This is a genomic window from Neobacillus mesonae, from assembly GCF_001636315.1.
In the GTDB taxonomy this organism is placed as follows: domain Bacteria; phylum Bacillota; class Bacilli; order Bacillales; family Cytobacillaceae; genus Neobacillus; species Neobacillus mesonae.
Genome location: NZ_KV440949.1, coordinates 4,229,401 through 4,242,319, shown reverse-complemented (window position 1 = coordinate 4,242,319; position 12,919 = coordinate 4,229,401). Strand labels below are relative to the sequence as shown.

The 12,919-nt window shown below is 41.0% G+C and carries 14 protein-coding genes; 6 read left to right on the top strand and 8 right to left on the bottom strand.

Annotation, left to right across the window (positions count from 1 at the left end; genetic code table 11):
- Nucleotides 1-7: 7 nt before the first annotated feature.
- From A6749_RS19810 to A6749_RS19795, 4 genes are all read right to left on the bottom strand, one after another.
- Nucleotides 8-280 carry a hypothetical protein gene (locus A6749_RS19810; protein WP_066394829.1) on the bottom strand — a complete coding sequence of 91 codons (273 nt, stop codon included), beginning with the start codon at nt 278-280 and terminating at the stop codon, nt 8-10.
- Between the two features lie 3 nt (nt 281-283).
- Entirely contained in the window at nt 284-556 is a 273-nt protein-coding gene (locus tag A6749_RS19805) for a ubiquitin-like small modifier protein 1 (RefSeq protein WP_066394823.1), read from the bottom strand.
- A gap of 120 nt (nt 557-676) precedes the next feature.
- Nucleotides 677-1,039, bottom strand: coding sequence for a YisL family protein (locus A6749_RS19800; RefSeq protein WP_066394819.1), 363 nt, complete (start codon nt 1,037-1,039; stop codon nt 677-679).
- A 94-nt stretch (nt 1,040-1,133) separates the two neighbouring features.
- The gene (locus A6749_RS19795; protein WP_066394817.1) at nt 1,134-2,051 is read right to left on the bottom strand and encodes a fumarylacetoacetate hydrolase family protein; all 918 of its coding nucleotides are present in this window, start codon (nt 2,049-2,051) and stop codon (nt 1,134-1,136) included.
- A gap of 143 nt (nt 2,052-2,194) precedes the next feature.
- Here A6749_RS19795 and A6749_RS19790 point away from each other — a divergent pair, with 143 nt between their 5' ends.
- The 6 genes from A6749_RS19790 to A6749_RS19765 all read left to right on the top strand — a co-directional run bounded on the left by A6749_RS19790 (nt 2,195) and on the right by A6749_RS19765 (nt 4,224).
- Entirely contained in the window at nt 2,195-2,416 is a 222-nt protein-coding gene (locus A6749_RS19790; protein WP_066394810.1) for a spore germination protein, read from the top strand.
- Nucleotides 2,417-2,434: 18 nt separating this feature from the next.
- Nucleotides 2,435-2,650, top strand: coding sequence for a spore germination protein GerPB (locus A6749_RS19785; RefSeq protein ID WP_066394805.1), 216 nt, complete (start codon nt 2,435-2,437; stop codon nt 2,648-2,650).
- A gap of 106 nt (nt 2,651-2,756) precedes the next feature.
- Nucleotides 2,757-3,377, top strand: coding sequence for a spore germination protein GerPC (gene gerPC / locus A6749_RS19780; protein ID WP_066394802.1), 621 nt, complete (start codon nt 2,757-2,759; stop codon nt 3,375-3,377).
- Nucleotides 3,367-3,573 carry a spore gernimation protein GerPD gene (locus A6749_RS19775; RefSeq protein ID WP_066394796.1) on the top strand — a complete coding sequence of 69 codons (207 nt, stop codon included), beginning with the start codon at nt 3,367-3,369 and terminating at the stop codon, nt 3,571-3,573. The genes gerPC and A6749_RS19775 overlap by 11 nt, the downstream gene beginning before the upstream one ends.
- Nucleotides 3,554-3,928 carry a spore germination protein GerPE gene (locus A6749_RS19770; protein WP_066394792.1) on the top strand — a complete coding sequence of 125 codons (375 nt, stop codon included), beginning with the start codon at nt 3,554-3,556 and terminating at the stop codon, nt 3,926-3,928. The genes A6749_RS19775 and A6749_RS19770 overlap by 20 nt, the downstream gene beginning before the upstream one ends.
- Before the next feature lie 77 nt (nt 3,929-4,005).
- Complete coding sequence (locus A6749_RS19765; protein WP_066394786.1) at nt 4,006-4,224, top strand: spore germination protein; 219 nt, start codon at nt 4,006-4,008, stop codon at nt 4,222-4,224.
- A gap of 38 nt (nt 4,225-4,262) precedes the next feature.
- Here A6749_RS19765 and addA read toward each other — a convergent pair whose 3' ends face one another.
- The 4 genes from addA to A6749_RS19745 form a co-directional block, all read right to left on the bottom strand.
- Complete coding sequence (gene addA, locus A6749_RS19760) at nt 4,263-8,039, bottom strand: helicase-exonuclease AddAB subunit AddA (protein ID WP_066394782.1); 3,777 nt, start codon at nt 8,037-8,039, stop codon at nt 4,263-4,265.
- Nucleotides 8,032-11,511 (bottom strand): helicase-exonuclease AddAB subunit AddB, encoded by a 3,480-nt coding sequence (gene addB / locus A6749_RS19755; protein ID WP_066394771.1) that lies wholly within the window; start codon nt 11,509-11,511, stop codon nt 8,032-8,034. Before addB ends, addA begins: the two co-directional genes overlap by 8 nt.
- Before the next feature lie 173 nt (nt 11,512-11,684).
- Nucleotides 11,685-12,239: a signal peptidase I gene (gene lepB, locus A6749_RS19750; protein ID WP_066394768.1), complete on the bottom strand. Its 555-nt coding sequence runs from the start codon at nt 12,237-12,239 to the stop codon at nt 11,685-11,687.
- The gene (locus A6749_RS19745) at nt 12,239-12,895 is read right to left on the bottom strand and encodes a TVP38/TMEM64 family protein (protein ID WP_066394761.1); all 657 of its coding nucleotides are present in this window, start codon (nt 12,893-12,895) and stop codon (nt 12,239-12,241) included. Before A6749_RS19745 ends, lepB begins: the two co-directional genes overlap by 1 nt.
- Nucleotides 12,896-12,919: the final 24 nt, after the last annotated feature.

The window sequence follows — 12,919 nt, the reverse complement described above, 5'->3', positions numbered from 1 at the left end:
CCTTTTTCTATCCTCCCACTCTGAAGGTTTTAAAGCGGTAATTTTTGATCAGCTCGGAAAGCACTGCCTCATCTGCTGCAAGAAAGCGGACCTGAATGGCATTTACTTTGAATGTAGAAGTTATAACCATTTCTTTCTCGGATATAAGTTGGCCGCTCCAGCCTTCTCCTTCATAAATGTAAGGAAATGTGTCTGTTATTCGTTTCGCCCCAAGTTCTTCAAAGTACATCCCCAAATACTCCTTGCTAATCCCGCGAAACTCTAATTCTATCTTTGTCATATCTTAACCGCCAGCAACCGGCGGAAATAGGGCAAACTGGTCAGAGTCCTCTACCTTGGTTTGCAAATCATCGAGATGGAAAATGTTTTTGCCATTTACATAAACATGGACAAAAGGAAGCAGCTGTTTATCTTCAGTAAACACTTCTTTCTGAAGTTCGGGGAACATTTCTACCATTTTATCAAGTACATCTATAACCCGGTCACCATCAGGATGAACCTCAACCGTAACTCCGCCGCAAATTTCTCTTAAGTTAGCAAATACCTTTACGATCACCTAACCACTCCTTCCTTATTATCTAAATATTAAAACCTTTCGTATAACTTGTCACGGCTTTTGTTATTCCATAGTAAAAAAGCCGCCAGACAATATTACAGTCTGACAGCTTTTTAAGTATTATTTTACATGAAAAATCGACATTGGCAATTCTACAAAACCTAAATATAAGACAAGCGCCCAGGCAATGACAAATTGAATCCAAAATACCGAGGTTCTGCGCTTATTCATAGCACGGCCGAGGATCATTTCAAATAGCCCGATAATCCACAGACCTACAACTGCCTTTAAAAAGTACATTACAGAAATTTTGGTTAACATGAAAAGCAGGCCGACACCTGTTGCAATAATAATAAGATATAGAACTCGTAAAATCATTTGGACAATTTTAGCCCCTTTAGTCTTGCCCCCGGATTGTAAAATTAGAGCAACAATAAATAAAATAAGAGCTAAAGCCCATGCCGTAACATGTCCATGTATCATTTAAATGCCTCCTATGTAAATAGTTCGAGACTATCATAACATAGGCAAATAAAAAATACGAAGAAAAGGTAGTTAAATATGGTAACAATTATAATTACTTCATATTACCTTCAACATGATTAATAAGTGTTCCAATATTTTCAATCGTTATTTCCATTTTATCTCCCGCATGTAAGAACTTTGGCGGCTTAAAACCTTTGCCAACCCCTGCCGGCGTGCCGGTAGCAATGATATCGCCAGGCTCAAGCGTCATGCCAGCGGATAATACTGAGATAACTTCTTCCACCGGGAAAATAAATTGCTTTGTATTGGAGCTTTGTCTTACTTCACCGTTTATTGTTGTCTCAATCTGTAAGTTATTTGGATTATCAATCAAGCTTTTATGTACAATCCACGGTCCCATCGGGCATGTAGTATCCAAGCTTTTTCCAATAAAAAATTGCTTATGCCTTGATTGCAAATCCCTCGCTGTCACATCATTAAGAATAGTATATCCGAATACATAATCCAGCGCCTCATCATGTTTAATGGCCCGCCCTTGCTTCCCGATGATAACCGCCAGCTCCCCTTCATAATCAAGCTGTTCGGTTACGCCTTGATGGTTTAACACAACAGTATTAGGACCTGTCACAGTGGTCGGTGCTTTCGTAAATACCATTACATGTTCCGGAATATCAGCAGCACTCCCTAATTCAATGGCATGCTCAGCATAGTTTTTCCCGACACAAAAAATATTTTTAGACGGTCTCGGGATTGGGGCAAGCAGTGTGACTTCCGTGATTGGTGTGTAATATGATTCTGGATTATCCTGGGACTCCACCCAAGTAACTAATTGCTTTACCTGATTGATAAAACTTTCTCCCGCCCCAATACAGTCAATCATTGATTCAGGAAAGCCCTTATGTCCTGTCCGTGTCTCTTCTGCCGGGTTCAATAAAAGAACTTGATCCAGCCCTTCATTCATTAATCCTACAAATGTTTCTTCAGTCTTTTTTACAGTTACAAATTTCAACTTAATCACCTCAATTAAATTTGCTACATTATTAGAATAAAATAAACTGAACAATCACACAAATATAAAATTTGGGCGAATGAATCACATTACATCCGCCTATACATAAGATGACAGTAGAATAATGACAAAGGGTGTTGTCCATGCCAGCAATTGTTGGGGTTGCCCAGGTAATTACGCTCGGTAACAGTTCGGTGTTCCATATCGGCGATGTTTATAAAATTATGCCATTTGCTACGGCAAAAACTTTCTCTGGTGCTGGGTCCTTTAATACTGGTGATCAGATAGACGTTCAAAATAGATTAAGTTCAACGAATGTAACGGACCCTGATAACATTGATCAAAATATTTCACTCAATATGTAATGAACGGGTGGGTTTAATATGAACTTTTTCATCCAGCAGACTATTCATATAAATTTCATCAAGATTGGCGGGATCACCAATTCCTCTGTCCTGCAAATCGGCAGTGCCGGAATCATAAAACCGTCTGCACACTTATATAATACCGGTGGATTTACAGGACCGGCTCCTTCAGGAGTAAAAGTTGGAGAGCAAATATTAGCCCCGTCAGTTCCTTTACAAGCTCCTGTAAGATAAAACCTTTTAGCCTTATAGTTTCGGAAAAGAGGCAAATCCCACTGCTTCAATGCATATAAATTAGAAGACAAGGAGAAAAGGTGATGCCCCGGGTGAGGTGAAAAATATGTATCAGGATCTATACCACTATCTTCAATGGCTGCAAATGAGTATTCAGGCACAGGAAAAGAGAATAGTGGCACTCGAGAATACTATCCAAAAATTACAGAATCAATTAAAACAAGTACAAGAAAAGCCGACGATTCATGTTGATACGATTGAATATAAATTTGACCAATTGAAGGTTGAGACGCTGGAAGGAACGTTAAATATCGGTTTAAATCCTAATGAGTTATCCGGAATTGAGGACTTCGCTGTAGAAAATCAATCACTTAATACCCCGTTTTCTCCTAAACAACAAATGAGATTATCAATGAAAATTGAAGATGAAATCAGAGAATACTTACAATCAGACTTACCTAAGATTGTAGATGAAACCCAAAGAAACCTGTCAATTCCTCCAAATGAATCCTATCTATCTTTTATTAAAGAGGATATTATAAAGCAGCTGCCAGGCAGGATTGATTATCACTTAAAAGCTTATGCAAAAAATGGGCCTGCTGCTGATAATGAGTTAATTGAGAAAAAAGTCATTGATGCCCTCAAGCAAGAAATTAATAACGGAGTACAGGTGTTTTTAAATAACTTACCTGAAAATATGAAAGGGGCGAACCCTGATGAATTTTGAGGTTTATAATCGAGTATTGCACGTCGAAAATATTCGTATAATTGGTGTCGCAAGTTCGTCTTTATTTTTGATTGGAGACGCGGAAACAATTCAGCAGACTTCGGCGTTTGACACACCGCCGGAATCATTAATCATCGGTCCTTTTGTTCCGTTGGAGCGGGATGTGACCCCAGGTTATGCTGACCCGAATCTCTAGCGTTGATCATGTTAAATCAAAGGAAGTAGTTTTTAGTTCAACCTTTCAGATTGGGGATTCTTCTATCATTAATGCATTTTCCAGGGCACTTGCTGTGCAGCGGGAAGCAGAAATATTCTTTGGTGACGAGGGTAACTTTCCTTCTTATCCAGTTTTTAAAAAGCCGCTTACTTTGCCAATCATTGATGAACCAATCAATATGGTACGGCACAATTTTTCGCCAATCATAAAGGTAAATAACATTAGTCTTAATGCCGTTGCCTTTTCTTCCGTTTTACATGTCGGAAACAGTAAAAATATCTCCTTGGAGGCTAGAATTAAGCATATCCGTCAGCTTCTGCCCGAAAGGCATTAACAGGATATGATATAAACGCATATGATAACTGAGAAAAGAGCTTATAGCCAAAATGGTAAAGGTAAAGGATGTTTTTAATGCCAGCAATTATTGGTCCAGTACAAATCGTGAATGTAGGCGGAGGTATTGTCCATTTCGGAGATACCCTTTATATTTCTCCTAAGAGCAGTTCGAAAACCTTTGCCGGCTCAGGAGGGTTTAATACCGGCGGGGTAATTATTGCGGCTAGTGGATTAAGTAATACAAACGTACTTGACACAAATGTAATTGATCAGCCAATTGCAGGAAATAATTAAAAATTGACATAAACCAGCAGCGGTTTATGTCAATTTTTTTAATCAATTTTCAATATATGGGCACCATCAAAGAAAAATAAATATCTTTCCGCCACTTTTCGCTTCCAGATCTTCTCAATGGCCCTTGAGTATAGATCGATTTGCACTTTATATCGATCCTCGAGTATCGGTTTAGCCTGATTAAAGCCGCCTTTAAAGCGATCACTAATAGTATCTGATTTGTAGTCAATTAGGACAAGCCCCCCCTCGTCCTCAAGTATGCAGTCGATAATTCCCTGTATAAAAATGGACTCATCCTCATCCTGCCAATCGTGGTACACTTCATGTGCCATTAAAGATAATGTAAATGGCACCTCACGATGAACAGCCGATGCCTGGAAATATCTTTGCCCCAGTTCTGTATTGAAAAATTGCGCAATTAAATTAGCATCAATCACTTCTGCTTGTTCCGGAGTTAATAATTCTTGTTGCATCATCGACTGGATTTGGTCGGAAATCGATTGGGCACTCACCGCCTGCGTTAAATCGACATGCTGCATTACCATATGCATGGCTGTTCCTCGTTCGGCCGGGCTTAGTGCTTTTTCCTGCATAAACTTTGGACGTTTTAGAAACGGCTTTTTAAACCTCCGAATCAACTCCGTTCCGCTTTGCTCATCAGCCATTTCACGCTGTCGTTTTATTTCTGAGACAGACTGCTTGGAACGGCGAACTGCAGCATTTTGATAGGAATATTGCCAAGATAATCTTTCCGTAATCTCTTCGGCAAAAGATGAGGTCACCGCAACCGCTTTTTGCTCTTTTACCAATTGAATATGATCATCTGTTTCAGACTCCGGAGTTAAATCCTGATGTTTAATATCATCAACGGTAAGCAGAGAAATCTCCCAAGATGACCGATGTTGACTTATATCTTCGGGAACTAGAGGATTTATTTTACCAGCTTCTCTTAATTCTTCACAGTCCTGATGCCTAACAAGTGCGGGTCCTATCCAATCTAGATAACTGGAAGCGGCTGCCCGGCTATAGTCTTTTAACAGCCATTCTCGGTGGTCCTGGGCCTCATTCCACTGATCAAAAGCTTTTGCTGCGTCTTTAAGCGTTGCGGTTAAATAAAGCTTCTCCTTAGCCCTCGTCATGGCCACATATAAGACACGCATTTCTTCGGCGAGGAGTTCCATTTTCTTTTTCCGTTTGAAAGCAATTTGCGGCAAAGATGGATAAGATAGACGTTTTTCGGCATTAACATACTTTGCGGCAAAGCCATACTCTTTATCGAGCATATAAGCTTTTTTCATATCTGTTGTGTTGAAGTTTCGCGCCATCCCTGCCATAAAGACAACCGGGAATTCCAATCCTTTACTGCTGTGAATCGTCATGATTCGGACGACATCCTCCTGCTCCCCGAGGGCACGAGCCGCCCCAAGGTCATCCCCGCGGTCAATCATGCGTTCGACAAATCGTAAAAAGCGGAACAAGCCGCGAAAGGATGTTTGTTCATAAGCTCTTGCTCTGTCATACAATGCGCGCAAGTTCGCTTGGCGTTGTTTTCCACCTGGAAGCCCGCCAACGAAGTCATAAATTTTAGTGTCACGGTAAAGCTGCCAAATTAACTCAGAAAGTGAACCCTGTCGTGCTGTTGTACGCCATCCATTTAATGAATCATAAAATTGGCGGATTTTATCATAAAACACTTCCTCAAATTCATTTTTTCGGTCAGAGCAAAACGCAGCAACTGCTTCCCAAAATGAACCGCGCTTTTGCTGAAGACGAATCTTTGCCAGCTCTTCCTCATTCAATCCAACAATCGGCGACCTTAATACAGAAGCTAACGGGATGTCTTGGAACGGATTATCAATAACCCTTAAAAGGGACAGCATGATTGCTACTTCAGTTGCTTGAAAATAGCCGGTTGATAATTCAGCATAAATTGGAATCCCTTGTTGTTTAAACTCCTCCATAATTTGCGGCGCCCAAGTAAATGAGCGAAGCAGGATGACAATATCACGGTACATCAATGGATGATATGATTTAAGCTTCGGATTATAGACGGGCGTTCCGTTTGCCACCAATTCTTTTATTTTAGCAGCAATTACTCTTGCTTCAAGCTGGGATTGTTCAAGGTCGGCCTGATCAAACGCTTCTGCCGCCTCTTCGTTATCCGACTCCAAGTCCGCAGCTTCCTCTGCATTGCCTTCTTTTTGATCAATTACAATTAGTTCCACCGGGAAGCTGTCATCTGGATATGGTGCACCATTCCTCAGTTCAGCCGCCTCATCATATTCAATTTCTCCAACCTTTACACCCATAATCTGCTTAAATAAGTAATTTACCCCGTCCAGAACTTCCTTTCGGCTGCGGAAGTTGCGTGCTAAATCAATTCTTAAACCGGATGAATCGCCGTCAGTTCGGAACCGGGTATATTTCGATAAAAAAAGATTTGGTTCAGCTAAACGAAAACGGTAGATGGACTGCTTGACGTCACCAACCATGAAAAGATTCCCAGCGGTCTCATCCTCTTTTGCTACCAGCTTTAAAATCGTCTCCTGTACCATATTGGTATCCTGATACTCATCAACAAACACCTCTTTAAATAGGTGTCTATAGGCAAGAGCGGGTTCGGATGGCATAAACTCCCCTTCGGAAGTGATTTCTCCTGTTAAAATAGCAAGACAATAATGTTCTAAATCAGCATAATCCACAAGCCCTTTGTCTTTTTTTGCCTTTTCAAACCGCTTTGAAAAGGTCTTAACTAGATGGATCAGCGTTTCAATAAGCGGGTGCATCTCATCCATATCGCGCAGGAAGCTTTCGGGCTTACGGGTGAAAAGTTCCGTTTGAATAGCTTGGATCTTTTTCTTCGCTTTCTCGCGCAGCTTTTGCGCCTTTGCGGTCAATTCTTCGTCGTATTCACCTTTTTTAAGCCTTTTGGCAGTGGAAAATGAGAGGTTCTGCATTGCCTGATAAAGTGTATCCCAAGAAGCCCGTTTTGCTTTTATCAGAGTATCAACAAGATGTAAGTCGTCTAAAAAGTTTTCCGCTCTTGGGGCAGGTCCTTCTGGAAGCTTCGTAATTTCTAAGCCTCTGTTCAGCATTTCCTTCGCGGCTTCCAGCTGTAATTCAATATCAAATAGTAGTGCCTCGGTAAATGAGAGCTCCTCAATATGTTTGACAGCTGACACATCGTACATCGACACGACGGAATCCAAATAGGCTTCCGGCTGCGGATTTGCTTGGGAAAAATCATGGATGGACTGAATAATTGTCTGTAAGGCGGCATCGCTTCGGTCGCTTGTGAACGCATCAACTAAATTGAAAAAAGCTTCGTTATCTTTTTTTCCATATTCGTCCTCTAATAGCTCATCCATTACTTCATCTCGCATTAATTGCGCTTCCGTTACATCCGCAATGCGAAATCTGGGGTCAACATCAATAACATAATAATATTTTCGGATGACCTCCATACAAAAGGAATGAAGTGTGGAAATAGAGGCCTTATTTAATAAGCTCAGCTGTTTCCTTAAATGACGGGAGTGGGGGTCCACATCAATTGCTTTTTCCAGCGCCTCCCCAATCCGATGGCGCATTTCCGCCGCTGATGCATTTGTAAACGTAACAACCAATAATTCATCAACATTAATGGGCTCTTCTTCAGAAAGAATTTTTTGAATGATTCTTTCAACAAGGACCGCCGTTTTCCCTGAACCTGCCGCAGCAGCGACCAGAATATCTTTGCCTTTTGCCATGATTGCTTTCCATTGGTCATCTGTCCATGTTACCCCTTCCGGCTTTTCCGGAATGACGATTCTACTCATAGATGGAATCCTCCTTTCGAATTTTTTCTAAAACGTCTTCCTTTGAATGCGGTGTAAGAATCCGAAAGCGGTTCGGTTCAATCGATTCATCAAATTGGCATACGGATTTAAATGGACAAAATGTACATGGAATTTTTTCTTTTAATTTGTAGGGCGAAATATTCGTTTCACCATCCATAATTTCATTTCCGGTTTTTTGATAAATGCCGCGAACATAGTCCCTTAGGTCATCAAATTCTTTAAGGCTTGCAACCTTTGATTTCTTCGATAATTGTCCGTCTTTTTTAATTCCGGCAGCAATTATTTGGGAATCACCTGATTCAAGCGTTTGGTCCATCAAACGGATTACCTCAGGGTCACTTACCATCAAGCCATTCATTTTAAACTTTTTCAAAATTTCCTGTTCAATTTCCTCCACCGTTAACACTTTCGTAGAGTTAACAAACGGATTATGAACATGAAAGTAAAGGACGCCCGCTGGACTGGCCTTCATTTCAACTAATTCCTTTGAATGGGTCATGACAATATCCAGATAGGTGAGCATTTGCAGTGCCAGCCCATAATATACTTCCGTTAGGTTGACATCCTTTTGACTTGATTTATAGTCAACTACCCGTAAATAGACGCTAGTATCGTCAACCTTTGCCTGGTCAACCCGGTCAATTCTGCCCGCTAATTCCATCCGCTTTCCGTTTTTCAACGAGAAGGCGAGCGGCGGGAGCTTTCCTTTGGGACCAAATCCTAACTCCAAGCCAATTGGCGAAAATCCGCTTACCTTTGCGTGTTCGCTTAGAACAAGAGAAGCCCTAGTAATTATTTGTTCAAGCTTTCTTCTAATATAATGATGCCGCTCAGAGCTTAACAGGATTTCGTTCTGTAATTTAGGTGCTAATGTGTTCACGGCCTCTTTCGCTAATGCCTCACACTGCTGTCTTGAAAGCTGGGCCCACGACAGCTTTTGTTCATTGACAATATCAGCGATCTGCTTTAACGCTGCATGAAAAAGCTCCCCAATATCCGGGGCTTCAAGCCGGAATACCTGCCTTTCTCTTAGCTTTAATCCATGCTGAGCAAAATGTGAGAATGCGCAGGCATTATAAAGCTCCATTCTTGAAACGCTCGCTTGAATCGTTTCACCGTATAATTCATCCGCTGTTTCTTTTGCAAGTTTAACAGTCTGATTGGTGTAAAAAAGACTGGAGAGTACTTTTTGAGCCTGCTGCTTCTCTGGACTCTTCAAATAATAGTTATAGACATCCCACCACAGGTCTGAAATTGGATAATTTCTTGATTTCAATTGCAGCTGGGCATTTAAATACGAAAGCGTTGTTGTTTCATTCGTGACAAAGCTTAACTGTTCATGCTCCATTAAGTCCGCCGGGTCTGTAACATAAAAAAGTTCCTGTGCTTCAGGAAACATCTCTTTTAATCTTTTAATATAGGAAGATGGAATTAAGGATTTCCCTTCCTCATTGGCAAGCGGACAGCTAACATAAAGTAAGTCTGAAGGTGCGGTAAAAGCTTTATAGGCCAAAAAGTTTTCATCGAGCAATCGAATTCGGCTGCTTGGTGCTAATTTGACCCCTTGCATCATCAGCAATTCACGGTCTTCGTCGGTTAAAATTCCTTCATCGGAAATTTTTGCTGGCAGTACTCCCTCATTAACGCCCGCCACAAACACAACCTTAATTTGATTCAGCCTTGACTTCTCTAAATCACCAATTAATACTTGATCAAGTGCCGGCGGAATTAACGAAAAATGCAACGATTCAAATCCCGCCTCAAGTATGGCCGAAAATGACTTTAATGGCACCTTGTCATCTCCTAAAATTTCAACATACTGGTCAAGAAGGTCAATCACGGCATTCCACACTTGCTCATGTTCCCGAGCTTGTACAAGATTACCTTTTTCTTCCGCAGCCGTCTTCCAATTTTCCAATTTGGCCGGAACATCCAATTCCTCTAAATATAAGTAGATTGCTTCGCACAGTTTCCTCCCTGAATCGGCTCTATTCAGCCGTCTTGATAGCCGAAGCAGAGGAGCTGTTATCATAATCTTTAATTCGTTTAATTCCTGTTCCCACTCTTTTTCCGCATCCGTTTGAAGCTTAGTTCCTATCTCCAACCCTCTAATGTTTCGATATTCCCATCGCTCCTTTTTTGTCCACTTACTCCCATTAATTCCGTATGCAAGCACATAATTTTCAAGCTTGTCCATTTTCTCACGCATTTTCCCCAAATTTTCCTGAAGCGGAAAGATTAATTCTGTTTTCACCACCCGAAAAACCGGTTCATAGCGCCAATAAGAATGGATAACTTCAAGGCTGGAACGAATCAATTCTATCAGCGGATGATTAAGCATCGTCCTTTTTTGGTCAATAAAGTATGGAATTTGGCTATCGCTGAAAACGGGTTCAACAATTTCATGATAATCTCTTCCATTTCTGATTAATAAGGCAATATCACGGTAACGATATCCTTTTGTACGTACCAATTGATAAATTTCACGGGCAATCCCCTCGATTTCAGCACGGCGATTTGCCGCCTGAGAAAGATGAATAGCAGGTTCCCCTTGATAACTTTGCACCGGCCGTTCATCGAAGTTCTTTTCCAAATGCATTAAGGATGGATGGTCCCATTTTCTTTGCTGCTGTAATACCACCGGCTGCTCTATTTCAAGCTGTAATGCGCTGGCCATCTCAAATAGAGTGCAGCATGTTTCATTGGCAGCGCGAAATAGATCCAGCTCATCCGGGGGAGTATTGAACGATAACCGGTCCGTCGTCATTGCGATAGACAGCCTTTTGCAATGACCAGCTAATTCCTGGATGATTTGATATTCCTGAGGAGAAAAGCTATAAAAACCATCAATATATATTTCTGCATTGCATAAATAAGATGAACTTGCAATTTTTTCTGCCAGTAAGCGAAAATAATCTTCAGAATCAACATATTTGCCAAAGATTTCGTCCTCAAATTTTTGATAAATAATTTCTAAATCGTGCAGCTTATCTTGTAAAGCATTTGAGGAAAGCTGGTTTGAACTATTAACAAGCTCCTCCGGCCTGATACAATAGCGCTTGAATTCTGTAACCATTTGCTCTAATTGCTTGATAAACCCATTCTTATCTACAGCCCGCTGGAAAAGCTTCAATTGCTCCCTTTGCTCTTCAATAATTTTTCGGATTAACATACTGATGCCTACACTGTTTAAATGAGTACGGCTAATCCCGCCAGTTTCCTGCAGGATTCGCCACGCCAGCCTGGAAAAGCTATATACCTGTGTCCGAATCATGCCGCCAATTTCCTTGTCTGTTGCCAGGCCGTATTCCGTTTGAAACGTCATCTGCTCGGGAACGATATAAATAAGCGGCGGCCCTTCCGGATTCTCCACCAATTTGTCACGAATCTCCTTAAGAAACATGGCCGTTTTTCCGCTGCCGGAGCGTCCGATTACCATTCTTAATGACATACCCAACCCCCACTTTCCATTCATAAACTTTGTACCTATCATTTTAACATAAATAAGCACAAATGTTTGGATACAACTTAAACAGATTTTAGGCAGAACTGGGAAAAACATAGAAAAGCGCTGGAGCTAGACACAACAAAAAAACACGATAATGATATCGTGCCATTTCTTGTTTAAAAATGTACATCCATCTCATTTAATGGCCAGTACCGCAGGTCTACTTTGCCGACTACCTGACTCACTGAGATAAAACCAAAATGACGACTGTCCCAGCTGCCTAACCGGTTATCACCAAGAACAAATAATTTCCCCTCTGGGACCGCATTTTCACCGGTAATTTCTTTCAAATCGAAATCACCTGTCAGCTTCATACCGGGGGATTTCTTCTTATATTCGCTTAAAAATGGCTCGTTATACCTATGCCCATTAATATATAATTGATCATCGCGGTATTCTACTTTATCTCCCGGGAGTCCGATAACCCTTTTGACAAAATCCTCTTTGGCATTAGCGTGGAAAACAATAACATCAAAGCGCTGTAAATCACTTACTTGATATCCAAGCTTATTTACCACCAGCTTATTGCCATCCTGCAGAGTCGGCATCATTGATTCGCCCTCCACTATATAATTGGAAAAGAAAAATGTACGAATAAAAGCAAAGATAATAATCCCCACCGCGAATGCTTTAATCCATTCCAAGCCTTCCCTTTTCCACTCACTTTTCATCAAATTCCCCTCCGTTTTTCCATCTCATTGTTTCGATCGGTTTCTCCATTATCGTCACTTACACCAGCTTTATTAAGTCTTGTTTCAATTCTTTTACCAACAAACCATAGAATAAATATGACCGCCAAAACAATGGCTGTCCGATATGGCTGTGTGATTAATGCCCGTATATCATACCCAATAAAGCTTATGGTAAAAATCATCACCATTTTTCCAATACAAACAGCAAGCATGTATTGCGCACGGCTGATTCTCGAAAGTCCCGCCACAATGTTTACTACTGCTGACGGCGTAAACGGAAAACAAAGCAGTAAGAAAAGCGGGCCAAAACCGTGGTGCTCTACCCAGTTCATCAGCTTTCGCACCTGCCGATGCCGGGGCAAAAATGCTAGAAGCTTTTTTTGTCCATAGTGTCTGACCAGTGTAAACACCAGCATAGCACCAATGCAAGCTCCCATCCAAGAATACAAAAAGCCCATCCAGAGTCCAAATGCATTGGCATTTGCCATAACAAATACAAATAAAGGGAGAAACGGCAAAAAGGCTTCAACCATGGTCAGTAAAATACCAGGTATCGGTCCAAGAGTACGATAATCCTGTATCAGATTCATCATATTATCAATAGTAAACCAAGCTCTAATTGATTCAAAATCCATCCGTTTTCTCCTCTTTTTACTTCT